Annotated in this window: 29 protein-coding genes; 2 read left to right on the top strand and 27 right to left on the bottom strand. The window is 38.1% G+C overall.

Features of this window, described 5'->3' with window-relative positions; translation table 11 throughout:
* Positions 1-54: 54 nt before the first annotated feature.
* The 15 genes from ASE01S_RS09090 to ASE01S_RS09160 form a co-directional block, all read right to left on the bottom strand.
* Positions 55-285 (bottom strand): anti-sigma-F factor Fin, encoded by a 231-nt coding sequence (locus ASE01S_RS09090; RefSeq protein WP_067841272.1) that lies wholly within the window; start codon positions 283-285, stop codon positions 55-57.
* Between the two features lie 77 nt (positions 286-362).
* Complete coding sequence (pth, locus tag ASE01S_RS09095; protein WP_067841274.1) at positions 363-923, bottom strand: aminoacyl-tRNA hydrolase; 561 nt, start codon at positions 921-923, stop codon at positions 363-365.
* A gap of 273 nt (positions 924-1,196) precedes the next feature.
* Entirely contained in the window at positions 1,197-1,826 is a 630-nt protein-coding gene (locus tag ASE01S_RS09100; RefSeq protein WP_067841276.1) for a 50S ribosomal protein L25/general stress protein Ctc, read from the bottom strand.
* A 130-nt stretch (positions 1,827-1,956) separates the two neighbouring features.
* Positions 1,957-2,910, bottom strand: a complete 954-nt coding sequence (locus ASE01S_RS09105; RefSeq protein ID WP_067841279.1) for a ribose-phosphate diphosphokinase — start codon at positions 2,908-2,910, stop codon at positions 1,957-1,959.
* 21 nt (positions 2,911-2,931) lie between these two features.
* The gene (gene glmU, locus ASE01S_RS09110) at positions 2,932-4,308 is read right to left on the bottom strand and encodes a bifunctional UDP-N-acetylglucosamine diphosphorylase/glucosamine-1-phosphate N-acetyltransferase GlmU (RefSeq protein ID WP_067841281.1); all 1,377 of its coding nucleotides are present in this window, start codon (positions 4,306-4,308) and stop codon (positions 2,932-2,934) included.
* Positions 4,309-4,470: 162 nt separating this feature from the next.
* Positions 4,471-4,761, bottom strand: a complete 291-nt coding sequence (gene spoVG, locus ASE01S_RS09115; RefSeq protein ID WP_067841283.1) for a septation regulator SpoVG — start codon at positions 4,759-4,761, stop codon at positions 4,471-4,473.
* 152 nt (positions 4,762-4,913) lie between these two features.
* Positions 4,914-5,732 carry a pur operon repressor gene (gene purR, locus ASE01S_RS09120; protein WP_067841285.1) on the bottom strand — a complete coding sequence of 273 codons (819 nt, stop codon included), beginning with the start codon at positions 5,730-5,732 and terminating at the stop codon, positions 4,914-4,916.
* 65 nt (positions 5,733-5,797) lie between these two features.
* The gene (gene ispE / locus ASE01S_RS09125) at positions 5,798-6,655 is read right to left on the bottom strand and encodes a 4-(cytidine 5'-diphospho)-2-C-methyl-D-erythritol kinase (RefSeq protein WP_067841287.1); all 858 of its coding nucleotides are present in this window, start codon (positions 6,653-6,655) and stop codon (positions 5,798-5,800) included.
* A 498-nt stretch (positions 6,656-7,153) separates the two neighbouring features.
* Positions 7,154-7,597, bottom strand: a complete 444-nt coding sequence (locus ASE01S_RS09130) for a GNAT family N-acetyltransferase (RefSeq protein WP_067841289.1) — start codon at positions 7,595-7,597, stop codon at positions 7,154-7,156.
* Between the two features lie 230 nt (positions 7,598-7,827).
* Complete coding sequence (gene veg, locus ASE01S_RS09135) at positions 7,828-8,094, bottom strand: biofilm formation stimulator Veg (RefSeq protein WP_067841291.1); 267 nt, start codon at positions 8,092-8,094, stop codon at positions 7,828-7,830.
* Positions 8,095-8,285: 191 nt separating this feature from the next.
* Positions 8,286-9,155, bottom strand: a complete 870-nt coding sequence (gene yabG / locus ASE01S_RS09140; RefSeq protein ID WP_067841294.1) for a sporulation peptidase YabG — start codon at positions 9,153-9,155, stop codon at positions 8,286-8,288.
* A 369-nt stretch (positions 9,156-9,524) separates the two neighbouring features.
* Entirely contained in the window at positions 9,525-10,403 is an 879-nt protein-coding gene (gene rsmA, locus ASE01S_RS09145; protein ID WP_067841296.1) for a 16S rRNA (adenine(1518)-N(6)/adenine(1519)-N(6))-dimethyltransferase RsmA, read from the bottom strand.
* A complete protein-coding gene (rnmV, locus tag ASE01S_RS09150; protein ID WP_067841298.1) occupies positions 10,400-10,957 on the bottom strand; it encodes a ribonuclease M5 in 558 nt (185 codons plus the stop codon). The genes rsmA and rnmV overlap by 4 nt, the downstream gene beginning before the upstream one ends.
* Before the next feature lie 190 nt (positions 10,958-11,147).
* Positions 11,148-12,350, bottom strand: coding sequence for a resuscitation-promoting factor (locus tag ASE01S_RS09155; protein WP_067841300.1), 1,203 nt, complete (start codon positions 12,348-12,350; stop codon positions 11,148-11,150).
* Between the two features lie 203 nt (positions 12,351-12,553).
* Complete coding sequence (locus ASE01S_RS09160; protein WP_067841303.1) at positions 12,554-13,330, bottom strand: TatD family hydrolase; 777 nt, start codon at positions 13,328-13,330, stop codon at positions 12,554-12,556.
* Positions 13,331-13,450: 120 nt separating this feature from the next.
* Between ASE01S_RS09160 and ASE01S_RS15810 the strand changes: the two genes are divergently transcribed.
* A complete protein-coding gene (locus ASE01S_RS15810) occupies positions 13,451-13,621 on the top strand; it encodes a hypothetical protein (protein ID WP_157065181.1) in 171 nt (56 codons plus the stop codon).
* Positions 13,622-13,707: 86 nt separating this feature from the next.
* Here the strand turns inward: ASE01S_RS15810 and metG are convergent, their stop codons facing one another.
* Positions 13,708-15,657 (bottom strand): methionine--tRNA ligase, encoded by a 1,950-nt coding sequence (metG, locus tag ASE01S_RS09165; RefSeq protein ID WP_067841305.1) that lies wholly within the window; start codon positions 15,655-15,657, stop codon positions 13,708-13,710.
* Positions 15,658-16,026: 369 nt separating this feature from the next.
* Here metG and abrB point away from each other — a divergent pair, with 369 nt between their 5' ends.
* Positions 16,027-16,302, top strand: a complete 276-nt coding sequence (abrB, locus tag ASE01S_RS09170; RefSeq protein ID WP_067841307.1) for a transition state genes transcriptional regulator AbrB — start codon at positions 16,027-16,029, stop codon at positions 16,300-16,302.
* A gap of 200 nt (positions 16,303-16,502) precedes the next feature.
* Here abrB and rsmI read toward each other — a convergent pair whose 3' ends face one another.
* The 11 genes from rsmI to ASE01S_RS09225 all read right to left on the bottom strand — a co-directional run bounded on the left by rsmI (position 16,503) and on the right by ASE01S_RS09225 (position 25,122).
* Positions 16,503-17,378, bottom strand: a complete 876-nt coding sequence (gene rsmI, locus ASE01S_RS09175) for a 16S rRNA (cytidine(1402)-2'-O)-methyltransferase (RefSeq protein WP_067841309.1) — start codon at positions 17,376-17,378, stop codon at positions 16,503-16,505.
* Positions 17,371-17,646 carry a GIY-YIG nuclease family protein gene (locus ASE01S_RS09180; RefSeq protein ID WP_067841311.1) on the bottom strand — a complete coding sequence of 92 codons (276 nt, stop codon included), beginning with the start codon at positions 17,644-17,646 and terminating at the stop codon, positions 17,371-17,373. The genes rsmI and ASE01S_RS09180 overlap by 8 nt, the downstream gene beginning before the upstream one ends.
* Complete coding sequence (locus ASE01S_RS09185; RefSeq protein WP_067841314.1) at positions 17,633-18,376, bottom strand: tRNA1(Val) (adenine(37)-N6)-methyltransferase; 744 nt, start codon at positions 18,374-18,376, stop codon at positions 17,633-17,635. Before ASE01S_RS09185 ends, ASE01S_RS09180 begins: the two co-directional genes overlap by 14 nt.
* A gap of 682 nt (positions 18,377-19,058) precedes the next feature.
* Positions 19,059-19,409: a DNA replication initiation control protein YabA gene (yabA, locus tag ASE01S_RS09190; RefSeq protein ID WP_067841347.1), complete on the bottom strand. Its 351-nt coding sequence runs from the start codon at positions 19,407-19,409 to the stop codon at positions 19,059-19,061.
* 21 nt (positions 19,410-19,430) lie between these two features.
* Positions 19,431-20,258 (bottom strand): PSP1 domain-containing protein, encoded by an 828-nt coding sequence (locus ASE01S_RS09195; RefSeq protein WP_067841316.1) that lies wholly within the window; start codon positions 20,256-20,258, stop codon positions 19,431-19,433.
* A 5-nt stretch (positions 20,259-20,263) separates the two neighbouring features.
* On the bottom strand, positions 20,264-21,250 hold the full coding sequence (holB, locus tag ASE01S_RS09200; RefSeq protein WP_067841319.1) for a DNA polymerase III subunit delta': 987 nt from the start codon (positions 21,248-21,250) through the stop codon (positions 20,264-20,266).
* A 525-nt stretch (positions 21,251-21,775) separates the two neighbouring features.
* The gene (locus tag ASE01S_RS09205) at positions 21,776-22,216 is read right to left on the bottom strand and encodes a YaaR family protein (RefSeq protein ID WP_067841321.1); all 441 of its coding nucleotides are present in this window, start codon (positions 22,214-22,216) and stop codon (positions 21,776-21,778) included.
* Between the two features lie 43 nt (positions 22,217-22,259).
* A complete protein-coding gene (gene darA / locus ASE01S_RS09210) occupies positions 22,260-22,589 on the bottom strand; it encodes a cyclic di-AMP receptor DarA (RefSeq protein WP_067841323.1) in 330 nt (109 codons plus the stop codon).
* A 29-nt stretch (positions 22,590-22,618) separates the two neighbouring features.
* Entirely contained in the window at positions 22,619-23,245 is a 627-nt protein-coding gene (gene tmk, locus ASE01S_RS09215; protein WP_067841325.1) for a dTMP kinase, read from the bottom strand.
* Between the two features lie 3 nt (positions 23,246-23,248).
* Complete coding sequence (locus tag ASE01S_RS09220; protein ID WP_067841328.1) at positions 23,249-24,679, bottom strand: aminotransferase class I/II-fold pyridoxal phosphate-dependent enzyme; 1,431 nt, start codon at positions 24,677-24,679, stop codon at positions 23,249-23,251.
* A gap of 269 nt (positions 24,680-24,948) precedes the next feature.
* Positions 24,949-25,122 (bottom strand): sigma factor G inhibitor Gin, encoded by a 174-nt coding sequence (locus tag ASE01S_RS09225; protein WP_067841330.1) that lies wholly within the window; start codon positions 25,120-25,122, stop codon positions 24,949-24,951.
* Between the last annotated feature and the right edge of the window lie 25 nt (positions 25,123-25,147).

Consider the following 25,147-nt stretch of genomic DNA (forward strand, 5'->3'; position numbering starts at 1 on the left):
TACAAAAACGCCTTGGTTTATAAAACCAAAGCTTGGTGTTTCTTATGACTATCCCTAATGAATAAAATAATCTAATTCATGGTAAATAGGAAATTTATATAAAGCTGATTCACAGCTTTCGCAAATGACAAAGACCTCAACATCGTTGACACTATGTTGCTTAATCATGTGATTTCTTTGTTCGGGTGCTACATGCTTAAAACCTAATTGATCTAAATTTAAACGGTCATGATTAAGTTGAGCAATCGATGACTGACAATGTTTACATCGATAATGAACTCGCATAACTAATCCCTCCTAGAATAACACTGCTACTAGTGTATCCTAATCGGAATCACTTATACATTTAGTAAATTATATGTCTATCCATTAAATTCATTCATAACCTCAATGAAAGGAGTAGAAAGCCAGGCTTCACAAGCATCAGCAGATCTCTTAATACTCTCTTCTATTAGCGGTTTTTGTTCTTTACTAAATTTCCCCAATACATAATCTGTTATCGCAACATCTAAATCCGGGCGATCAATCCCAATCCTAATTCGATTAAATTGTTTACTATTAATATGATCGATGATCGATCTCATCCCATTATGTCCGCCATGACCACCGGATTGTCTTAATCTAATTTTACCTGTTGGTAAATCTAGATCATCGTAAATAACAAGGAGTTGATCAATGGATATATTATAAAAATCCATGATTGGTTTTACCGCTTCACCAGACAAATTCATATAAGTTTGTGGCTCAAGTAATAAGATTCTTTCATCTTCGATTGTTTCTACAGTGTAGTGACTATTGAATTTCTTTTTTTGTAGTGACCAACCGTGTCGCTTAGCCAACTCTTCTAACACCATAAACCCAACATTGTGACGGGTTTGACGATATTTTCTACCGGGATTACCCAATCCAACAATACACTTCATTCGATTCCCCATCTTTCACATTTATATATGGCTATTATTTTACTCGCTTTTTCATCATCAAGTCAAATATTGCGATATAAATATTAAAACATGGTCATAGCCCAAATCAGGTTTTTAACTAGCATTATTATCCTGCTATCTCGAAAGTCTATAATAACAGTAGGCGTGTGGTAGAAAATTGTTCAAAACACAAACCAGCACAAAAATCGGGAGACTCGCTTAAAATGCTTCTCCCGATTGTATCTCTCAGATGCTTATCTATAAATAAATATGCTATTCCTCTTTACTATCACCTTTTTGTTCGACTAGCTCTGGTTCAGCAGCTTCGTCTTCATCTACTGGTTCTACAACTTCTACATCTGGTGCTGTGACCGTTACAATGGTCATGTTATCGTCATCTAATACCTCGTAGTCCCCACTATCTTTTAAGTCTGAGACGACTACAGAGTCTCCAATGTTTAATCCGGTTATATCCACGGTAATTTCTTCCGGGATCTGAGCAGGCTTAGCTCTAACCGAAAGTTCGTACAGTGGTTGTTGTAAGACACCACCATCCTTGACCCCTTGTGCATCTCCAGTAACACGAACAGGCACCATGACGTCAATTTCCTGTGACATGTCGACAACATAAAAGTCAGCGTGTATTAATTGGTCATTAATCGGCTCAACTTGATAATCATGGAGCATAACATCAACGTTCTGCTCACCTAAATCCAATGATATAACTGCATTTTTCCCTTGGTCACGTACGGTCTTCACTAAATCGATGCTATTTACAGATACAGTAATGGGGGCTTGCTTCTTGCCGTAAACAATAGCTGGGATAAATCCTTGGTGTCGTAAGCGTTTCGTGCTAGATTTAGATAGGTTCTCTCTACGATCTGCTTTCAGTGTAACTGCCATCTTCCTCGACCTCCAATATTTTCATCTATCAGCTACACCACAAAGTGCAGGTAGCCTCTTTTGGATTTAAAAACGATTCTAATGGTTACAGTTCCCTAACATGGATTAAGTTAAACCTGTTTTTGTAAAATTAATCAAATAGCACACTAACAGATAGTTGTTCGTGAACTCGAATAATAGCTTCACTAATTAATGGAGCTACCGATAAAGTTACAACCTGCTCTGTTTGCTTTTGTTTCGGTAATGGAATCGAATTGGTTACAACAAGCTCCTTAATGGATGAATTAGCAATCCGATCCATTGCTGGTCCTGATAATACAGGGTGAGTGCAGCATGCATACACTTGTGTTGCACCGTTCTCCATTAAAGCATCTGCTGCTAAGCTAATTGTACCTGCTGTATCAATCATATCATCAATAAGAATAGCTGTTTTCCCTTTGACTTGACCTACGATATTCATCACTTCTGCCACATTGGGACGAGGTCGCCGTTTATCAATAATAGCAATAGGGGCTTTTAACCGTTCAGCTAATTGACGTGCTCGAGAGACTCCTCCATGATCTGGAGAAACGACCACAATATCATCCAACCCTTTAGAACTCCAATAATCGCCTAATATAGGTACCCCAACAAGCTGATCGACAGGAATATTAAAAAACCCTTGAATTTGTGGTGCATGTAAATCCAGTGTTATCACACGTGAAGCACCAGCAACTTGAAGTATATCAGCAACTAGCTTAGCTGTAATCGGTTCACGAGCACGAGCTTTTCGATCTTGACGTGCATACCCATAATACGGGATAACAACATTAATTGTCGCAGCAGAAGCCCGTTTTAAAGCATCAATCATGATTAACAATTCCATAATATGCTGATTTACAGGTGCACTTGTGGATTGAACCACATAGACATCACACCCTCTTACACTTTCCTCGATATTTATTTGAATTTCTCCATCGCTAAAGCTTGAAACGGAGCATTTTCCTAGTGGGACGCCAATTTGATCGGCGATTTCTGCTGCCAGCTTTGGATTAGAATTTAGCGTAAAAACTTTCAAAGTTCGATCTTGATAACCCGTTGACATTTAGTCAAACCCCCATTTAATCTATTTTAATAATTTATTAAATTTTTTCGCATAATCATCTTTATTAACTTGCTTTGCTCGTGCAATCGATAAGGCTTCTGAAGGTACATCTTTATTGATCGTTGAACCTGCAGCAACAATGGCTCCTTGACCAATTGTGACTGGAGCAATTAAATTGGTATTACAACCAATAAAAACATCATCCTCAATTTTAGTTAAAAATTTGTTCTCACCGTCATAATTAACGGTAATACTTCCACAGCCTACATTCACATTTTTGCCAATCTCAGCATCACCAATATAGCTTAAATGCGAAACTTTACTCGTTTCCTCAATGATAGACTTTTTAACTTCTACAAAATTACCAATTTTTACATCATCTTTAATTTGAGAGGCAGGACGAATATGAGCAAATGGACCAATATTTACTCGGGAGCCAATGTCACTATGATAAACAACACTATGCGTTATTTTAGAGCTTTCTCCAATCGTACTATCTACAATCTCACTATGGGGACCAATCATGGAATCTGCGCCAATTTTAGTAACACCTTTTAAAATTGACCCTGGTTCAATAACGACATCTGGATCAATCTCTACATCAGGTCCAATATAGGTTTGTTCAGGGTCTAGAATTGTAACTCCATTTTGCATATGTTGTCTGTTAATCCGTTGCTTCATTAGCTTTTCTGCTTGGGCTAATGCTACACGGTCATTAATCCCTATCGTCTCATTCGAATCCTTAGCCGAAAATGCCGCAACTTTATCACCATTTGCCTGAGCAATCTCTATAACATCTGGCAAATAATATTCTCCCTGCTTATTATCATTTGATACATGCGCTAATGCCTCAAAAAGCACTTTATTATCAAAGCAGTATGTACCAGTATTGATTTCCTTAATCGCTAGCTCCTCTGTTGTCGCATCCTTTTGTTCTACGATCTTGGCAAGGTTGTTATCTTGATCACGAACAATGCGGCCATAACCAGCGGGCTCATCTACCATTGTTGTTAATACGGTTACTTTGGCCTGGTTTTCTTGATGATAGTTAAATAATTGCTCTAACGTTTCGGCTGTTAATAGTGGTGTATCTCCACAAACAACAACGGTCACACCTTTTTTATCGGCTAGAAGTGATTTAGCTTGCAAAACAGCATGTCCAGTTCCTAGTTGTTCCTTTTGTACAACAAACTCTGATGCTGAACCTAGCTGTTGCTTAACCTGCTCTGCTCCATAACCTACAATAGTAATTATTTTATCCAAATTCAAAGCTTGGAGCTGATCTATTACATGCTGCACCATAGGTTTACCCATAACCGGATGAAGCACCTTGTATAACTTGGACTTCATTCGCGTTCCTTGACCTGCAGCTAATACAATCGCATATTTATTAACCATTAATTACAGCCTCCGCTCATAAATAAAAATGTCATAAAAATTATACCACTAAAGAATATATCTTAAAAGGACGTGCATTTCAATATAAGTTTACATATGAAGGTTATCGCACACAAAAAGCCTAATCAGACGATTAGACTTTTAATTTAGAGATTTAATTATTTAAGAGACCCCTGCTTCTTCTAGCGCAACTTTCGGTTGATCTGCTTCATTGTACTTTGTTAAAACGGCATCCTGAATTTTCGCGCGCATATTAGCATTGATTGGATGGGCAATATCTCGAAATTCTCCATCCGGTGTTCGCTTTGACGGCATAGCTACAAACAAACCATTGTTTCCATCTATAACCCGAATATCATGAATAACAAATTCCTGATCCAATGTAATAGAAGCAATGGCTTTCATTCTACTATCACTTGAAACACGGCGTAATCTCACATCTGTTACCTCCATTATGCTCACCACCTTTTTCTTAATGAACGCCTTTACAAGATTAATTCCACAACATAATTCAAAATTCCTGCTTATTTTCATATATTTTGAAAAAAATCTTTTTTTGTTCATTATTTAGGCATGAAATGGACACAAATTAAGCAAGATTAAACTTATTTTTTATTAAAATATGTGCCTTTAGTCACTTCTATCTGCTGATTTCGCACATCAACATTGGATATCTGTAGTAGAGAGGTATAATCCGTAACAATTCGCTCATCTTCCTCATCCTCAGCTTCGGCAAGCACACCAATTGCGGCCACCTTTGCATCAAATTCATCTAGTAAATTTCTGATCCCATCAATGGTACCGCCTGCTTTCATAAAGTCATCAATGATACATACGGTGGCTCCGCGCTGTAAGCTTCGCTTAGTCAGAACCATTGTTTGAATTTTTCTAGATGAGCCCGAGACATAGTTGATGCTGACCGTTGAGCCTTCTGTCACTTTAGGATCACGTCGGACAATAACAACCGGAACATTTAAATATTGTGCAACGGCATAAGCTAATGGTATTCCTTTCGTAGCTACTGTGACAACGGCTTCAATTCCAAGAGTTGCAAAAGCAGTTGCAAAGATCTGACCAATCTTCTTTACTGTCGCTGGTTCACCAAGAATGTCACTCATAAATAAATAGCCACCTGGCAATATTCGATTAGGATCCTCTAGTCGTTGAGCTAAAGCCTCAACAAATTGCTGACTTTCCGAGTGTTGATAACGCGGAACATAGCGAATCCCCCCAGCAGCACCAGAAATAGACTCTAAATAGCCGATCCCCTCTTGTTTAAACATTATATTCATAATCGCTAAATCCTCACTAATTGATGATTTAGCAGCTTGATAACGCTCAGAAAAAAACGGTAACGAAATTAACTCCATGGGATGATCTAATATGTATTGGGTCATCCCAACCAGGCGATCACTTCTCTTCATTCCTTCACCTCAAAAACCGAATATTTTTCAACAAATATACCATTATATACGGATTTATTCAAGTGTCAGGATACACCTAACATCCTAACCACGAATACCTCTTGGCAAAATCCCCTTAAACTATTATAAATTCGGTCAGCACGACTCTCTTGTTGAGTTAAAGCAAATACAGTTGGTCCACTTCCACTCATCAAAACAGCATCAGATCCAGAGGCTAGCATTAGTGCTTTAATTTGACTAACCTCTTGATATAATGACATGGTCACTGGCTCAAGAACATTGCCTACTAGTGTTGCCATCATCTGATAATTATTCGTTTGGATCGCTTCAATCATTTTTGTTGTATCTGGATGCTTGATATCTGTAAGGTCTAAATGGCTGTAAATAGATTGTGTAGATACACCTATTGAAGGTTTGGCTAATACAACCCAGCAGGAAGGTGGAGCTGGTAATTCTGTTATCTTCTCACCACGTCCTTTTGCAACTGCCGTAGAATTGTAGACACAAAAGGGAACATCTGAACCAATTTGAGCACCTAGGTGAGCCAGCATTTCCGTTGATAGACCTAAATCCCATACTCGATTCAATCCACGTAACGTTGCGGCTGCATCACTACTACCACCAGCTAGCCCAGCGGCAACAGGAATATGCTTATCAATCTTAATTTTAACACCTTTACGAATATTAAATGTGTCTTTTATTAAAGCAGCTGCTTGATAGGCCAGATTGCGCTCATCATTAGGGACATACTTACTTTCAGACTCAATCAAAATTTGATTAGTGTCTATAGCTGTAAACTCTAGACGATCAGCTAAATCAATTGTGGTCATAATCATTTCAACCTCATGATATTGGTCAGGGCGCTTATGGAGCACATCTAAGGTCAAATTTATTTTTGCTGGTGCTTTTTCAAATACACGCATAACTATTCCACCCTTACAAATCTAATATGTACCTACTCACTTTAGTAACCACATCATAACATATTTTTAGTAGAAAAATAGTAGGTTTTTCGACAGTTAATTGAGAGCACTTACTTAAATTATTGCTCTATCTCTAATAAGGTACACATCAACTCTTTGTAGGCTAGGAAATTAAAAGACATAACGAACCCCCTAAAAGGGAAAATGACCGAGTTTAGTACTATCTAAATAAAAGAATCCGTTTGATTGGTTACGATCAAAGTGGATTCTTTCTTGGATTTTAGCTTCATTCAGCAGGAGTCTCGAACTGCTATAAGTGGTGAGTCAATGCCTATTTGTCTTTCGTTCAGTGAAGGTTCCCAGCTGAATAAAGTTAAAGCCGCCGGCGGACCCACAGATGTTTAGCCGAAATTTATTGAGCGAAGTTCGATAAAATCTGGGCACAAATAGGCGAATTTGATTAAGGTGCCACAGTAACGTGTTAGTAGGATCGGTCTATTATGCCAAGCTTAATTGATAATGATAATATTGCAAATCTCGGGTATACCCATTTTTCTTATATAAATTTTGGGCAGGATAATTATCTGATGCTGTCTCCAAACTAATGCTTTTTGCGCCTGTTTCTATAGCATAACTTTTGGCTTTATTCAAAAGCTTTTCTCCTATTCCCTGTCTTCTGGCTTCTTCACCTACAAACAAGTCATTTAATATCCAGTCTTTCTTCATGGATATGGATGAGAAGGTCGGATAAAGTTGAGTAAACCCTAAATAATCTTGTTTCTTTTTAACAACGAATATGACAGAATCTTTTCTTTCCAAACGTGCTTTTATGTATCTTTTAGCAGCTTCTAAATCCGATGTTTGTTGATAAAATATACGATACAAATTAAATAAATTGGCTACTCCCTCTAAATCTTCAATCGTAGCTTGATATATTTCCATTAGAATGATCCCCCTTAGATAAAACGTATACTTCTTCAGCAATTTTGTACGATACACAAAAGGACTTGTCCACTGAGCTAGGTCTCTACAGATGTGATAATGTGTTTTGTTTATAAGTAGGTTTCTACGGCTTCATTTACCTTACTAGAAACAGACAAGATTGCTAATTAAGTATAAAACCTTTTTGATTATGTTAACAAAAAAAAGACACAAAAAAAGCAGTAAATAGATTACTGCTCTCCAACCGCCAACTTACTTCGGTCATCAATAAAGCTTAATTCCACTGTCTCTGTTAAAATGTCTGCATAGCTGTATGAAACACGCTCAAATGCATTTTCATCCTGATCTAAGGCTACAATAAATACAGATGGATATGTTTCTGCAAGTGTTCCATAACGTTCTACTGTCTTTCTTCTTCCACCGTTTGCAATTAACTTCAAACGTTTTCCAATTTGGCTATCTAAGCCTCTTTTGATTTCGACTAACGTTTTCGCCACTATACTCCACCTCACTTCCTTAATTATAGCACGTACCAATAAAAAGGTCAACAAAATATTTTATTATAACAGTAATATATTTTGTTTGTCAATACATTTATTTCATGTATGACTATTGACCTCCTGAAGAAAGAAGTTCATTGATAGTATTATGGCTCAACCTTTTTTTTCTATGCATAAATTGATGGCTTTTATTCCGTCAATTCGTCCTCTAAATAAGGCATACCCGTCCGTAGAAAACCACGTGTTTCTACTCCTCCTAACCCTTTTTCACCTGTTAATGTATTCCGTAAAACATCTGAAACGGTGACTTTATCCATAAATGATGTGTATGCTAACTTAGCGGTGATATACACAGGGTCTAAGGCATGAATATTAATTCTTGAAGGAGAGCTAGCAAAATTAGCACCAGCACGAATTAAAGATTGGAAATGGGATTGACAAGCACCGGCAAATATCACAAGCTGATCTAAATTGGCTTCGATTCGGCGAGCCTCACGGACTGCCTCCACAAAGTAGCGTGAATGACGATAAGCCCTTAAGTCATTTTTACCACCTTTTTTTTCTGAGAAGGCATCATGTCCTGTGATAACCACAATATCAGGCTGTACACGTTTAATTAAAGCCGTAATCTCTGTTGGCATTTGCTGTTCTTCGATATAAAGACCATGAACTTGTAGACCAAGCCGCTGATAAAGGTCTATACATTTTTTTAGGTATTGTCGATCCCCATCAAGATGTAAAACCCGCGCTGGGAGTTGAAAAAAAGTTGCTTCTTCCTTATAGCCATCTGTGGCCTGATAAGTCCTTTTCTCTTTCATAAGTTGATAGTCCTGTCTAAATAACCGAAAGGAATAATCAAGTTGTTCTTTCTCATTTTTCTGATGTGTCAATACGTCACGATCTGTTGCCTTCACAAGATCATCTAGTGGTGCGTCTGCTTCTAATCGTAGATCTTCACCATGTAAAATCGCAATTGAATCTTGAATCGAGCAAATTCGAAACAAAATATCATGTCGATGGGAGACACGTGTAACCAGATCACCTACAGCTAAATTCATCTTAGTCCCTCCTCTCTCGTCTAACAATAGCCTATGTAAGAAAAAGAATTGTGTGAGGCCCGCAACCAGATGATTAGCATTGCACAAATAAAGTGAAACTTCGTTCAGTCGGGTTTCGACGCATAGGATGTGCTCGTGCAGACGTTGCGACACGATGTCGCGAACTTAGTCAGCTTCCTCTCTCCCCCAGTGAACGTTAGTTGAACCAACCGGGCCGTTACTGGCTGTTGGTTCTCCCACTTAGACATGACGTGTTCCCTTATTTCTTGTAGCGGGAGTCTTAAAGCCAGTTACACTGCGATAAAGCTTCAAACCAATAACGGATATTAAGACGTTCAACTGAAGCATTAGAGGTTGGATCTAGCTAATTTAGTCTAGTTTATAGAATAGATTTGCTAATTGAGCAAATTCTTCGATTAATAACGATTCAGCTCTTCGAGAACCATCAATATTTGCTTTTGTGAGGATGACTTCAACCTTATCTTTAGTAAGTTTATCCTTAAAATAGCGGCATAAATTGTTCCGTAATGTTTTTCTTCTTTGGGCAAAACTTGCTTGAACAAGAGCAAAGAAATAAGATTCATTTTCGACATGGACTGGTGGCTTTGTTCGTAAATCTAGATGCAATACAGCTGAATCAACATTAGGTTGAGGCATGAACACTGTTTTAGGCACATTCAAAATAACCTTAGCCTCCGTATAGTACTGTACAGCTATAGAAAGCGAGCCATAGCTTTTACTATTAGGCTGAGCAGCCATTCGATCTGCGACTTCCTTTTGAATCATGACGGTTATGCTTTCAATCGGCAGTTGAGCCATTAATATATGCATAAGAATTGGAGTTGTTACATAGTAAGGCAGGTTGGCTACAATCTTAATGACTTGTCCAGGCATAAAATGATTCGCGATAACCTGACCTATGTCTGTCTTTAGTACATCCTGAAAGATAATTTCCACATTATCATAATCAGAAAGCGTGTCATTTAAAACAGGCTTCAATCGTTGATCTATCTCGAAAGCAACGACACGGTTTGCATGCTGAGCTAATTGTTCAGTTAGCGCCCCCATCCCTGGACCAATTTCAATCGCGCCGATTGAAGTAGTTATACCTGCTGACTTTATAATATTAGATAAAATATTGACATCAATAATAAAATTCTGACCTAGACTCTTTTTAAATGTAAAACCGTATTTATTTAAATACTCCTTCGTTTTACTCGGCGTCGCAATGGCTTTCTCTTTACTCATTCTTCCTCCTCCTCGATGATCGCAAGCATGGCCTCTTCTAGTTGTTTGCGTGTAATGCGGAACATGATTAATCGTTTTAATAATTGCTTACCATTAGCATGACCTAGCCTCAGGCGATCCGTTAACTTTTGGCGGCGTTGCTTTGCTTGTGAACCACCTATCAACCCATAGTGTAATAAATCTTGCTTCTCAATTAAACATGGGCTTCCCTCTTCAAGCTGATAGACTCTGGCCAATGCTTGTTTAATCGCAGCAGCTGATGCATGCTCGACCCCTATACCTCGATCGTGCTTGCTTATTGCTTCCTGTTTGGTTAAAAAGGCATGCTTACAACCGGGGACAGCTTCAGAGATAATATGTCTGATCCGCTGACCCGGAAAATCGGGATCGGTAAAAATGATTACCCCACGTTTTTCAACTGCATGCTTGATCTGCTCTAAAATCGTTTTATCGATAGCAGAACCGTTCGTTTCAATTGTGTCAGCATCAAGTACTTGCTTAATTTTGGCAGTATCGTCTTTTCCTTCAACAACGATAATTTCTTTAATTCTCAACAGAATGGCCTCCGATAATCCTCTTTGTATTCTTATTCATTATAGTATACCTACTTATTGATCTCCATATCGTACTTAAATTAATGGCGAAAAACAGGTGTAATGATATATTTCCCATTAACAGAAATTGATGTTGTCTGAACGCTCAAAAAAGCCCTTGTTAACGATATTCGCTAATAAGGGCTTCGATTTAATCTAATATTTGGACTTTTACTTGCTTGCGTCCAAAATTTTTAGCTTCTTCAAGTGTTGGCATATGAATGTCAATCTTATTGCCTTTTATTGAGCCACCTGTATCTCTTGCTACAGCATAGCCATAACCTTCAATATAAACTCTAGTACCTAACGGAATCACACTTGGATCTACAGCAATTGTTCCAGTAGGGTTATCCTTAAGATTGAAGCCTGTGGAGGTGCGCCCTCTTCCGTCACATCCAGAGCAATTCCAATTGTAGGCGGTAGCATCCATTACAATAGTGTCAGAACTAGACGTTTGACTCTGACTAGAACCGCCACGAGAAACAGTCTGTTCAATAACTTTAGTACCCACGGCCACAATACGTTGCTCACTCTCTTTTTTCACTTCTTCTGAGATGAGTTCACGCTTTGCTTCCTTACCATTCTCCAGTGTTACCTGATAAGTTTTTTCAATCAAACCATTCGTCCCTGGCTCAACTACTTCTTCAGTTCCCTGGGCTAGTGAACTATCATTCCGTCTAATAGTAGAAAATTCTAGCACGTCCTCAACAATATCCTTAACTATTTCAACACGAGTAATAGTAACCGTCATATCTTCTGTTAGCTCTTGATTTGCCTCTGGTTCAAGTCGATCTAATTCCTGAAGCTCAATCGATTCTGAGGCGAGTAGCTCGGCAACCGTTCGATCAGTGGTCCAAACCTCTTCCTCATGCTCCGCGTCTCTAATTACGATTTGAATGGCACGATCTAAGGTGATTACCAGATCATCTTCTATTAATGCTTCTTGAGCAACATTTAACTCGTCATGTTCCTTCACCTCAACATCAATCGTGTCAAGGAACTCGGAGACAGATTCCTTTGTTGTATAATGGGTCGTTTCATCTCCATCGATAATTAAGCTTAACTGCTTGGCTCTTTTATATTGAATATGCATATCAGATTCAATTTCTGCATCCAAATCATGAGATAAATCGTCGTGTTTACTAACTTCTATCTCCAATTCTTCTAACAAATCTCTCACTGTCTTTGCGCGTGTTACGATTGTTTCAGTTTCACCATCTTTTGTAACAGTAAGCTCAGATTTAGTTATTTCAAGAACAACAAAACCAATGATAAATATAAGTGCAAATAAACTTAAAAGTGAAATAGTAAATTTATTTTTCAATACTGGCAATAGCTTTGATTTTAACGTCATGCTTTCTTGCCTCCTTTTTGTTGCGCGCGCTTATTATAATAAACGAACAAAAAGGCTGTCAAATCAGGCTTTAGCCAATATTACAATGAAAAACATAAGTATATCAACGATTAGGATGATAATACTATCACTTATTTCATATTTTTTAAGAAAAGGTTACAGACTATTGATTTCGTTACATAAACGTAATATATCCTATACTTTTACTTTTCTTCCAGCAACCCAAAAAGGCGTAAAGCGTTGGTAGTAGTAGCTTTCTCAATAACTTCCAGAGGGACATCTCTCAAAGCTGCAATCTGCTTGGCTACCAAAGTAACATAGGCTGGTTCATTCCGCTTACCTCGGTAGGGATGGGGTGCTAGAAACGGACAATCCGTTTCAATTAACAACCGATCTAATGGTACAGCCTGGGCAACTTCTTTAGGTAAAGGTGCATTTTTAAAAGTAACAGGTCCGCCTAATGAAATGTAAAAGTTCATGGCTAAACATGCCTGTAAATAATCCTTTGAGTCATTATAACAGTGCATAATCCCACCCACAGAGGCCGCATCTTCCTCTTGCAATAGCTTAATAATATCTTCGGTTGCCTCTCTATTATGAATAATGATCGGCATATCTAGCTTTTTCGCTAGACGGATCTGCTGTCTAAAAACATCAGCCTGAACATCTTTGGGTGACTTATCCCAGTAGTAATCTAAACCCATTTCACCAAGCGCTACCACCTTCGGGTGACGAGCTAACTCCTCTAACCAAGTTAGCTCTTTACTTGTAAAATCAATGGCATCGACGGGATGCCATCCTACCGCTGCATAAATAAAGGGATACTGCTCAGCTAAACGAATAGCCTCAGGAATCGTTTCATGATCAAAGCCTACCACAACCATCTTCTCTACTCCCGCTTCACGAGCACGGTTAATCGTTTCAGTCTGATCATCATCAAATTGTTTAACATTTAAATGGACATGGGTATCAAAAAACATACAATCAAATCTCCTATCAAACTAGCCAAACTTGAAATACAAATTACTATATACGTGTTCAAAATGAGCCGAATGAGAAGCAAGCAGGTCGAGGCGGCGATGGGATGAGCAACGGAGCGTATGCCCTTTAATACGCGAGTAGCGCAAAACCAAGCCAACAATGAGATGCGACGCTTATCATTTGGTGATCATTTTGAACAACTTCTATATTTATGTGTTCAAAATGAGCCGAATGAGAAGCAAGCAGGTCGAGGCGGCGATGGGATGAGCAACGGAGCGTATGCCCTTTAATACGTGAGTAGCGCAAAACCAAGCCAACAATGAGATGCGACGCTTATCATTTGGTGACATTTTGAACAACTTCTCTTAGACTTAAATTACTTAACAACAGACCCATTAGCCAATGAAGAATCTTGAACGGTCGATAACGTTAGGTTACCCTCTGAATCCTCACCTGTTAAAATCATCCCTTGTGAAAGCTCGCCACGTAATTTCACCGGTTTAAGGTTTGTCACACAAATAACCTTTTGCCCTATCAATGCTTCAGGTTGATAGTGCTGGGCGATTCCAGAGATAATTTGACGTTTTTCAGTTCCTAAATCTACATAAAGCTTAAGAAGTTTATCGGCTTTCTTCATCTTTTCAGCTTTAATAATTTCAGCTACTCTTAAGTCGATTTTCAGAAAGTCATCAAAGCTAATTTCAGATTTGCTTGGTTCAGTTTTAGCTTCTTCTTTAACGACTGGTTTTTGCATCATTGCTTTAATGGCAGCTGTTTCTTCAGTAACATCTAGGCGTGGGAAGAGAGGCTCTGACTTAGTTACACGTGTTCCTGCCTTGATCATATCGGTACGGACTAAGCTCGCCCAAGATTTAGCTGCTTCGTCCACAATACCTAGCTGCGCAAAGATGGCATTTGGCGTTTGGGTCAAAAATGGACGGAGCAAAATAGCAATACGACGTAACGCATCCGTTAAATGTGCTAATACATTTCCTAAACGTTCTTTATTTGCTGGGTCTTTTGCCAATACCCATGGTTGTGTTTCATCAATATATTTATTAGTACGGCTTACATATTGCCAAATAGAAGCTAACGCAACGCTGAACTCCATCTCTTCCATAGCTGCTTCAACTTGTGTCACAGTGTCGATTGCAAGCTGCTCTAGTTGCTGGTCATATTCATTTTCACCAGCAATAAAATCGGCTATCTCTCCATCAAAGTATTGATCAATCATGGCTACAGTTCGATTCAATAAATTACCTAAATCGTTAGCTAGATCATAATTTACACGTTCTACAAATCCTTCCGGTGTAAATACTCCATCTGCTCCAAAGGGGACTTCACGCAATAGGTAATAACGCAAAGCATCTAAACCATAGCGATCAATTAAAGAGACAGGGTCCACTACATTGCCCTTTGATTTAGACATTTTGCCATCCTTCATTAAAATCCAGCCATGAGCAAACACTTTTTTAGGTAACGGTAAGTCTAATGCCATTAGCATGATTGGCCAGTAAATCGTATGGAAACGTACAATTTCCTTTCCGACAAGATGCACATTCGCAGGCCAGTATTTCTGATAAGCAGTGTCATCTTCACTTCCATAGCCTAATGCCGTAATATAGTTTGATAAGGCATCGATCCAAACATAAATCACATGTTTTGGATCCCCAGGAACCTTTATTCCCCAATCAAAAGTCGTTCTGGAAACAGCTAAATCTTCTAGTCCTGGTTTGATAAAGTTATTAATCATTTCATTTTTACGACTTTCCGGTTGAATAAAATGGGGGTTCTCATCATAAAAAGTAAGTAAACGATCAACATATTTGCTCATTTTAAAGAAGTAAGATTCCTCTTTAACCTTCTCTACTGGACCACCGCAGTCGGGACAACGTCCTGACTCAAGCTGTCTTTCCGTAAAAAACGATTCACAAGGCGTACAATACCAGCCTTCGTACTGATCTAAATAAATATCCCCTTGTTTTAGCAATTGGTCAAAGATCTTTTCCACTACTTCTTTATGTCTGGTTTCGGTAGTTCGGATAAAATCATTATATGAGATGTCTAGCTTTTGCCAAAGTTGTTTAATACCACTTACAATCTCATCAACGTAAGCTTGAGGTGTAACACCTTTCTCTTCAGCCTTTTTTTGGATTTTCTGACCATGTTCATCCGTTCCAGTTAAATACATCACATCATAGCCTTGTAGTCGTTTATAGCGAGCCATAGCATCTCCTGCTACAGTTGTGTAGGCATGTCCAATATGCAAATTGCCACTTGGGTAATAAATGGGTGTAGTAAGGTAAAACGTTTTTTGTTTTGTCACGAGTAAAGCCTCCCTGTGCAATAATGAGTTCGATAAATCAGTTCTAACATTTATACCGAGAAATAGTATTTCTTTATATTGTAGCGTCTTTATCAGTTATTTTTCAACTATATTCAGCTATTGAATACTGAATATTCATCAGCCTTGCCATTTTTCCTTGCTTTAATCCCTTAGACTATTGATCAAGCACTTGGATAAACGTACTTGAAGGGGTTATTATATCGAGATATATTCAACAGTGGGAATAAGATTTTTTCCTAAGAAACATATTTTTTGGTATTTTTTGATTGACACATATAGAAATTACTGGTATATTCTAAAATAGGTATTGTCGAAATATGCCGAAATTAACTTAAAGGGGAGAAAATAATGAAATCTACAGGTATTGTACGTAAAGTTGATGAGTTAGGACGTGTTGTAATTCCTATCGAATTACGCCGTACATTAGGTATTGCAGAAAAAGATGCTTTGGAGATTTATGTAGATGATGAACGTATTATTCTTCAAAAATATAAGCCAAGCATGACTTGCCAAATTACTGGAGAAATTTCTGATGATAACTTATCACTTGCTGATGGTAAGCTTGTTTTAAGCCCTGAAGGTGCTAAAGCTTTAATTGAGGAAATCAATAAAGCGCTAAGCTAATTCATTTTACGGCACATTCAGGTAGCGCCACTTTTGCATCAATGGCGTTCTAACCATAAATTGCATAGTAAAAAAAGAAGGGTAACCCAATCATACCGGTACCCTTCTTTTTAATTTCTTAATCGCCTCTGTCAATGCCTGATGTTGAAGTTGTCTACTAACCAATCAAACCTGTTTCTTAATTTATCGCAAACACTTTTCTATTCAACGTGATAGCTTTGGTAAACATCACGCTTACTTATCTTTCTGTCTTCTGCTACCTGTTTTATTGCCATCTTACTAGATAGCTGATCTTTCTCAATGTAGTAATCCACATGCTGATTGATCGTTAGCTTTTCCCACCACGCCTCTTCTTGATTATCCGACTCCTCAGGGTTACCTTCAATAACAATGCAAAACTCACCTTTAATCGTTCCAGTTTTAGTCCAATTCATTACTTCTTCTATAGTACCTCGAACGTACTCTTCAAATCGTTTCGTTAATTCCCGAGCAATAGCTATTTGACGATTGCCTAAATAAAAATGGATGTCTTCAAGGGTTTCTGTTAGACGATAAGGTGATTCGTAGAGGATTACTGTACTGTTTTGTCGTTGTAATCGCTGCAAAGCTCGTTTTCTTTCTTTATTTTTCCGTGGTAAAAAGCCAAAGAAATAAAACTGATCCGTTGCTAATCCTGAACCTACCAACGCACATAAGGCAGCGTTAGCACCTGGTAAAACGACTACAGAAAGCTCTTCGGCCAAGACTGCCTGAATCAAAGGTGCTCCAGGGTCTGAAATTGCTGGCATACCAGCGTCACTAACTAAAGCAACATCCTTCCCATTTTTAAGCTGTGAAATTAAATGAGCTACTCTACTATCTTGACTATGCTCATGATAGCTTACCATTGAACAATGGATATCGAAATGGGTTAGTAGTTTCTTAGTGTTTCGTGTATCTTCTGCTGCGATAAGATCAACACTTTTCAGTGTATTTAAGCCTCTTATTGTAATATCCTCTAAATTTCCAATCGGTGTTGGTACAACATACAATATTCCTGCAGGACCTTTGTCCTCAAAGCTTTTCTGTTTATTCACTTATGATCGCCTTCTTTTCCTGATCAATTAACTGTATTTTTTTCTGCTTACTTAATTGCTTAATTTGGTATTCCATTTGCATCGCCGCTTCTTTAGTCGCAAACACTCTTTTGAAGCGTAATATAAATGGGCCACGTCCTCGCGTATACTTAGCTCCTTTACCCTGCTCATGCATTTTTAATCGGTTGGCCAAATTATTGGTATAGCCTGTATAAAGGGAGCCGTCTTTACACTCTAAAATATAAACCACATGTTCAATAGCCACCATTGTTCAACTCCTCAGTATAGGTTCCATCATGATTAAAGACATATAATGGAGGCAATAGCTTCAGGTCGGGTTTTCCATCTCGAATTGCTTCTATAAGTAGGATATTAGCTTCTTTCCCTTGTTTGGGATAGACAAATCGCATCCGTTTGGGCTCAAGTTTATATTCTCGCATACATGTTAAAATATCGGTAAGACGTCCAGGACGATGAACCATAGCCACTTTACCACCTGATTTCACTAGCTTGCTTGCGACTTGAATGACATCATCCAGCGTCGCCATTACTTCATGTCTTGCAATGGTCAAGTAATCATTTTTATTCAGGTGATTAGGATGACTCGTTTGAAAGTATGGTGGGTTGACTGTAACTAAATCAAATTTACGATTACCAAATTTGTTAGGCATATCTATAATATCGCCATGAATCATCGTAATCTGGCCAGCTTTGTTGTTATATTCAATACTTCTAACTGCCATATCATATAATCGTTCTTGAATTTCAACACCGGTAATCGATACAGCGTTATCGACCTCTCGACTAATTAATAACGGAATGACACCATTTCCTGTACATAAATCAATAATCTTACCTCTTTTTAATGGAATCGATGCAAAGTTAGCTAACAGAACAGCATCAATAGAATAGGAAAAAACAGTCGGACTCTGAATAATCTGCATCGATTCATCAGTAAATAAAAAATCTAATCTTTCATCATCTCGTAATGTTACCATTAAAAACCTCCAAAGCTTGCTCTCTACTTCTAGGAAACACATGTGTATATAACTATCTCGATCATTCTTTTAAAGATATCCAAAAATAGCGATGAAGTCAAACCCTCCCTCTTTTGTCCAGGTAACAAGCGAGGTGATTGATAGCTATCAAATATTAGCTATCAAATATTAGCACCTAATAAGAAAGAATACACTTGTCGCGATCAGAGCAAATAGACACCAGCTTAATAATAGCACTAAGGCAGCTACACCCTTGTGCTGGTCAAAAAGATCACAAATCATAACCCTGCCAACGTCTTTCAGATTAATTAAAGCTTGGTTAGCACCATGCCCTATGGCGAAAGCTTTCTTCTTATACCGATAGAAAAGTTATCCGTTATTAAAGTGAAAAAAGACTGACATTTTAGATTTATCATCTTAAATGTTCAGCCTCTTTTTTTCTATAAGATCAAGTGAAACTACGTTCAGCAGGGGTTTCGACGCATAGGGTATGCTCGTGAAGACGGCGCGAACTTAGTCGGCTTCCTCTCTCCCCCACTGAACGTGAGTTGAACCAATCGAGCCGTTACTGGCTGTTGGATCTCCCGCTTAGACTTGTTCCCTTATTTCTTGAACTGGGAGTCTTACAAAAGCCCTTCGATGGGGCGAGTAATCGCAGCCCCAGCTAGTTAATTGCGATAAACTATTTACTTTGTTTATTTAAAAATAACAAGCAAAATAAACAATCTTCATCTTGTCTCGGACTACCAAAATGGACATTACAAATATGGAAGCCTTCTTCATAAAGGCGGGCTAAGTTGTCATAGCCTTCTCCTATTGCAGCATTTTCTGCCGTAGTCTGTTCAGATAATTCACCAGTCGTATCCGTTTCATGCTCTAGCCGTTTTCGCAAATGATGATTTTCAAGTGATAAACGGTGATTTTCTTCCAACACTTCACCTAAACGGGATTTCAAATCGCCTAACTGTTGGTAAAGTTGACCGATCTGTTCTTCCATATCAGATACTTGTTCGAACACTTCCTTTTTATTCATGTTCACGTCACTTCCACCTCATCACTCTGTGGTTTGCAAATTCACGACACCGTGATCAATTAATTCATCCAATGTATATTCGATCACACGCTCTTTTTCGATAATTTCGACCTGAATAACACGCTCTAATATATTCAAGCCCACTACTTTTCCTTTGCCTACAGGTGTATTCATGCTTTCACCTAAATCTGGAAGCTGTCTCTTTGCCGATTCATAATCGTCATTTTCATATTTTAGACAACACATTAATCGACCACATAAGCCAGATATTTTAGCAGGGTTCAAGGATAGATTTTGATCCTTTGCCATTTTGATTGAAACAGGTTCAAAATCGCCCAAAAAGGTAGAACAGCATAACATTCGACCGCAAGGACCAATACCGCCAAGCAGTTTGGCTTCATCACGCACACCAATTTGCCGAAGCTCTATCCTTGTTTTAAACACAGCAGCTAGATCCTTTACAAGGTTGCGAAAATCAACACGACCATCAGCTGTAAAATAGAAAATTACTTTATTACGGTCAAAGGTATACTCGACATCAACGAGATTCATCTCTAATTGATGTTCAACAATCTTCTCAGAGCATACCTGATAAGCCTTTGCTGCACTTTCTTGATTCTCAGTAACAGCTAGCTTGTCCTTTGTCGTTGCCATCCGAATCACTTTTTTAAGGGGCAGAACGACATCCTCTTCGTCTACTAATTTGTTTGCAATAACAACCTTCCCAAACTCTATACCTCTAGCTGTCTCGACGATAACATATTCATCCAAATCAATTTTAAATTGATCGGGATCAAAGTAATATATCTTACCCGCTTTTTTAAAGCGGACACCTATAACTTCTATCATTATGATCACCTCTGCATTTGCAGTGTTAATTGCTCCATAACTAGAGTAGGATGAACATTTTGATCAATTAGTTTTCTTGCTTCCATAATAGCATAAAGGATCTCTGTAATATCATATCTTGTCCAATACCGTAGACTGGCTTCAAGCTCAGTTAAATACGACTGAAAAACAACTAAGTCTGACTCTTCAAGCTGAAGATAGATAAGATCTTTAAACCAATAGATTAACAGGTCCAAACCTAAAAATAATTGATCACGATCAGAAAAATGACTGATCCATTGCTTCTGAATAAAAAGCAATGCCTCCTCTTGCTTAGTACGAAGCACTTCTATTAATTGTACCACTAACTTTCTTGCTTGCGCAAACCACTCATCTTGATTTAATGCACGAGCTGCTGCTAAGTTTTGTGTTATCATAGCGAAAACACGTGCATTATCAGGGGTTATACCATCAGATTCTAGCTGGGTTTGTATTTGCTCGATCGCAAGAGGACGCAATGAAATGATTTGACATCTTGATTTTATTGTATCTAAAATACCCTGACCATTTTCCGTCATTAAAATAGCCGTCGTCTGCCTACTCGGTTCTTCTAAAAACTTCAGAAGACGATTAGCTGCGTTAGTTGTCATGCGATCAGCGTTAGATATGAGATAGACTTTTTGTTTTGATTCGAGGCCTGTGTAAGTAAATTCTTTTTGTAAATAGGCGATCTGTTCTTTCTTGATTGAAGCACCATCGGGTTTTATCCAATGGACATCAGGGTGGTTCCCGGAATCAATCCGGTTACAATCTTTACAATTATTACAAGGTTCACCATTAACCCTATGTTGACAAAATAAGCTTTTAGCCAATAGTGTTGCTATTTCTGCTTTTCCCGTCCCTTTATCTCCCTGAATCAAGTAAGCGTGTGAAACTCTCTCTCTCATAAGCATCTGCTTTATAATTTTAATTGCAATTGGCTGTTTATCTATTAGATCATTCCAATTTTTCATATCCAACAACACCCTTATCGAATAGCTTGAATAAGCCATATCGCTTTTTTACTTGCCTTGTTGCCTGTCCGAATAGAATTAAATCAAGCATTTATCAAAAAACTGGAACAGCACAAATAACTTACTAAGTCATTTGTGTTGAATTGATAGCAAACTAACTACCGACCTTTTCTAGATAGAGAGAGGGAATATTCTTGCCACGTCAGTTTCACTTAACACAGAAAAAACGACACAAAGCTGATAGGGCAAGCCTAAGCTTGCCCATTCCAAATCTCTCCATGTTTACTATCAAATGTGCCTTAGCGTATTTGTGCCCAGATTTTTTCATGCTTCGCTCGATAAATTCCGTTGAAAATCTGTGGCATCCGCCGTAGGCTTTAACTTGATTCAGCCGTAGTTTTACCCCACTGAATATAAATAGGCATTCATCGCACCATTTATAGGAGAGGAGACGTCTGCTGAATAAAGTTAAATCAATTAGTCCAGTTTCTCTTGCTTTTCCTATATTTTAGCATTTATCGTCAATTAAGAATACAAATTAATCAATAAGCCTTTAATTTCTCCAATTACTCCTAGTAAATCAACTGTTCGCTTCTCTTGCTCTAGGATAGCTTCGGTTAATGTTAATAGCTTCTCATCAATTTGTTTAACAATAGTCAAGCGTCGACTACCACCATCCATGGTAAAGCTATGTGAATGAGATAAATCTAATCCATATCCAACAGCCTCTTTAACAAAGTTTTTAACTAGCCGCTTAAATTTAGCTAGCTCACGAATCGAGCGATATCGCTTCAATCGTTCTCCTTGGGCAGTGATACCCTGCAATAATTGTTCAATTTCTGTACTTTGAAGCTTTTGTGCTTGAATCGCAACCGCCTCATCAAAGCTTATTCCTTTGGTTGGCAAGGGTTGCGTATTTAATTTAGTGGTATCTATCTGAGCTCGGATCTCTTTATTGATTTTCAAATCTTATCTCACCCTTTAGTGTGTGACAACCTCTTTAGTCACACTAGAATTGAAAAAATTGATCGACTGGTAAAACAAAAACAGTTGCCCCACCTACTTCAATATTGATAGGCTGTGGGATGTAAGAATCAGCATTGCCACCCATTGGCGAAATCGGTGCCACCATTTGCTCTCGTTGACTTGAATTGCGTTTAATGATGGCTAATGCCTCATCAACAGCATCATCGTTACAGCCAATCATTAAAGTCGTATTCCCTTCTTTTAAAAAACCACCTGTGGTTGATAATTTAGTTGTCTTAAACTCTTCTTTTCCTAAAGCATCAATCAGCCGATTGCTATCCTTATCCTCAACAACTGCTAAAATTAATTTCATTTTACCGCCTCCTGATAAAAATCGTGATACTATCTTATATGATCTAATACCCTTTGATAGGCTAATTCAACCACATCTTTCAATTCCAATCGAGCATCAATAGCCTTAATCCGGTTAGGAAATTTGCCAAGCAGGATTTGATAACCTTGATAAACTTGCTCATGAAATGCTATTTTCTCTAAATCTAGACGATTCAACTCTCGCTCTTGATTTCGTTTAATCCGAGCTAAGCCAACAGAAGGCTCTATATCAAAAAATAAGGTTAAATCAGGCATAAATTGATCAATTGCAAATTGATTAATATGATAAATCTCGTCAATTCCTAAGCCTCTTGCATAGCCTTGATAAGCCATGCTACTATCAACAAAACGATCACATAAAACAATCTTCCCTTCAGATAGAGCTGGTTTAACCTTTTCAATTAAATGCTGGCGTCGTGCTGCCGCATAAAGAAGCGCTTCTGTACGTGCATCCATTTCTGTATGTTCACGGTCCAAGATAATAGCTCTAATCTTTTCTGCAATCGTTATTCCACCAGGTTCACGTGTAACTGTAATGGGATAACCTTGTTCTGTTAACCTTTGAGCAACAATGTTTAAAGCAGATGTTTTCCCCGCTCCCTCACCGCCTTCAAATGTTATAAAATAACCTGTCACTTTTTATTCTCCTTTAAAAACAAGGACACCTTTGTCAATGTATGCTTGTTGAAAATTTGTGCGTTGTTTATTTAAGTAAGTAATTAATTCGATATGTCGCTTGGTAATACGTTCTCCTTTTTGGATAATAGGAATACCTGGTGGATAAGGAACCACCGCTTCAGCAGCGACTTTATTTTCAGCTGCTTCCCATTCACAAAAGCTGTATGTGAGCTGACTCATCTGCTGAAAAGAATACTCTAGTTCGAGTCGTTCACCACCAAAATAAATGGGTTTTCTTTTTATTTTAACATGTTTTTTTGAAAAATTTAATTGTGTTGTTACTTTTTCTACTGCCTCTCTTAACCGCTGATTATCTTGGAAAGGAGCTAAGCCATGACACCAAACGATATGTTGGTCAGTTGAAAATTCAGGATAAATGGCTTCAGCCTCAAACAGCTCGGTAATTAGCTTAACCGAATAGCCATTCTGAATGTTAATCACAATTTTTAATGGATCCGAGCCATTAATAGGAAGAACATCCCAATATGGACTTTTTGCTAATATATCTCGTACCTCCATGACAGACTGCTCAATGGATACTATATCGTGATCAGTAAGCCTAGCTAGGAATTGACGAGCCAAATCCAAGCTGGCCATCATTAAATAGGATGGACTACTCGACTGTAGCATAGTTAAGTAACTCTCAATTTTCATTCGATCGACTCTAGTTGAGCCAATATGTAAATAAGCAGTCATGGTCATGGCTGGTGCCATTTTATGAGCAGATTGTACGACGATATCTGCTCCAAGCTTGACTGCAGAAGGAGGCGTAAAAGCATGATTTAATGAAAAGTGAACGCCATGTGCTTCATCAACAAGTACCACAATACCATGCTGATGAGCATAGTCGATTAGTGATTTTAACATAAATGTATCACCAAAATAATCAGGATAGGTAACGATAACTACCTTGATATCCTGGTAATCGTCAATAGCTGCCTTGTACTGTTCGATAGTTGGAAAAGTAAACCGATTCGAATTGACATCGTATTGTGGAGTTAAAAAAATAGGGGTCACACCACTTAATTCTAAACCATTCAGAATCGACTTATGACAATTCCTTTGGACCAGCACCTGATCATTAGGGTTGCATGTTGCTAATATCATAGCCAAATTCCCAACGGTACTACCACCTACTAAAAAGTGTGTATACTTAGCTCCAAACCAATTAGCAGCTAACGCCTGAGCTTCTTTAATAACACCTGTTGGGTTATGTAAATCATCTAAACCAGACAATTCGGTCAAGTCGTACTTTAATATCTCTTTAAAATCACTCCAATCATTACTAGGAGTAATAAACCCGTTCTTATGTCCAGGTACATGAAACGAAATTGGATCTTTATATTGAAAATGCTTTAATTGATCCCACAATGGCGCTCTAGCATGATTCATTGACAACAGACCTCCTTTTCTAATGCTATTATATATGAAAAAGATCTCGTATTCGATCAAAAGAATACGAGATTTATCTTCATTTAGCAGAAGTCTCCCACTTCTAAAAGTGGTGAGATGAATGCCTATTTGTCCTTCAGTCAGTGGGGTTCAAACCCCAGCTGAATCAAGTTAAAGCCACCCGCGGATGCCACAGATTTTCAATGGAAAGTTATCAAGCTTCGCTCGATAAAATCTGAGCGCAAATAGGCCAAGGCGAATTAGATTAACTAGCTATTAAGTGTTTGTTGTTGAAGTCGCTTTAACTTATTGACAAAAAATCGATAATTAGGGTCTTCTGGTTCAGTTTGAATGATACTTACTTCACAGCTTGGACATATAAAAACATGGTAAACAAAAATTCCTTCTGTTTGATTGGTTTCACAAATACTACATTGATGCATATCCTCCACCTCCATTTTTCTAGTT

Source organism: Amphibacillus sediminis NBRC 103570, assembly GCF_001552275.1.
GTDB classification, from domain to species: Bacteria; Bacillota; Bacilli; order Bacillales; family Amphibacillaceae; genus Amphibacillus_B; species Amphibacillus_B sediminis.

Bases quoted from the DNA above. Each gene is read 5' to 3' on its own strand.
- ASE01S_RS09100 (WP_067841276.1), bottom strand. From the start codon at position 1,826: ATGGCAGTTACACTGAAAGCAGATCGTAGAGAGAACCTATCTAAATCT.
- glmU (WP_067841281.1), bottom strand. From the start codon at position 4,308: ATGGTTAATAAATATGCGATTGTATTAGCTGCAGGTCAAGGAACGCGA.
- pth (WP_067841274.1), bottom strand. From the start codon at position 923: ATGAAGTGTATTGTTGGATTGGGTAATCCCGGTAGAAAATATCGTCAA.
- ASE01S_RS15810 (WP_157065181.1), top strand. From the start codon at position 13,451: ATGCCCTTTAATACGCGAGTAGCGCAAAACCAAGCCAACAATGAGATG.
- ASE01S_RS09180 (WP_067841311.1), bottom strand. From the start codon at position 17,646: ATGGTGGCTATTGAACATGTGGTTTATATTTTAGAGTGTAAAGACGGC.
- ASE01S_RS09185 (WP_067841314.1), bottom strand. From the start codon at position 18,376: ATGGTAACATTACGAGATGATGAAAGATTAGATTTTTTATTTACTGAT.
- ASE01S_RS09090 (WP_067841272.1), bottom strand. From the start codon at position 285: ATGCGAGTTCATTATCGATGTAAACATTGTCAGTCATCGATTGCTCAA.
- purR (WP_067841285.1), bottom strand. From the start codon at position 5,732: ATGAAGAGAAGTGATCGCCTGGTTGGGATGACCCAATACATATTAGAT.
- ASE01S_RS09105 (WP_067841279.1), bottom strand. From the start codon at position 2,910: ATGTCAACGGGTTATCAAGATCGAACTTTGAAAGTTTTTACGCTAAAT.
- yabG (WP_067841294.1), bottom strand. From the start codon at position 9,155: ATGAATTTAGCTGTAGGTGATCTGGTTACACGTGTCTCCCATCGACAT.
- spoVG (WP_067841283.1), bottom strand. From the start codon at position 4,761: ATGGAGGTAACAGATGTGAGATTACGCCGTGTTTCAAGTGATAGTAGA.
- ASE01S_RS09155 (WP_067841300.1), bottom strand. From the start codon at position 12,350: ATGACGTTAAAATCAAAGCTATTGCCAGTATTGAAAAATAAATTTACT.
- abrB (WP_067841307.1), top strand. From the start codon at position 16,027: ATGAAATCTACAGGTATTGTACGTAAAGTTGATGAGTTAGGACGTGTT.
- ASE01S_RS09130 (WP_067841289.1), bottom strand. From the start codon at position 7,597: ATGGAAATATATCAAGCTACGATTGAAGATTTAGAGGGAGTAGCCAAT.
- ASE01S_RS09195 (WP_067841316.1), bottom strand. From the start codon at position 20,258: ATGATAGAAGTTATAGGTGTCCGCTTTAAAAAAGCGGGTAAGATATAT.
- holB (WP_067841319.1), bottom strand. From the start codon at position 21,250: ATGAAAAATTGGAATGATCTAATAGATAAACAGCCAATTGCAATTAAA.
- rsmA (WP_067841296.1), bottom strand. From the start codon at position 10,403: ATGAGTAAAGAGAAAGCCATTGCGACGCCGAGTAAAACGAAGGAGTAT.
- ASE01S_RS09160 (WP_067841303.1), bottom strand. From the start codon at position 13,330: ATGTTTTTTGATACCCATGTCCATTTAAATGTTAAACAATTTGATGAT.
- ASE01S_RS09220 (WP_067841328.1), bottom strand. From the start codon at position 24,679: ATGAATCATGCTAGAGCGCCATTGTGGGATCAATTAAAGCATTTTCAA.
- darA (WP_067841323.1), bottom strand. From the start codon at position 22,589: ATGAAATTAATTTTAGCAGTTGTTGAGGATAAGGATAGCAATCGGCTG.
- ASE01S_RS09225 (WP_067841330.1), bottom strand. From the start codon at position 25,122: ATGCATCAATGTAGTATTTGTGAAACCAATCAAACAGAAGGAATTTTT.
- ispE (WP_067841287.1), bottom strand. From the start codon at position 6,655: ATGCGTGTATTTGAAAAAGCACCAGCAAAAATAAATTTGACCTTAGAT.
- yabA (WP_067841347.1), bottom strand. From the start codon at position 19,409: ATGAATAAAAAGGAAGTGTTCGAACAAGTATCTGATATGGAAGAACAG.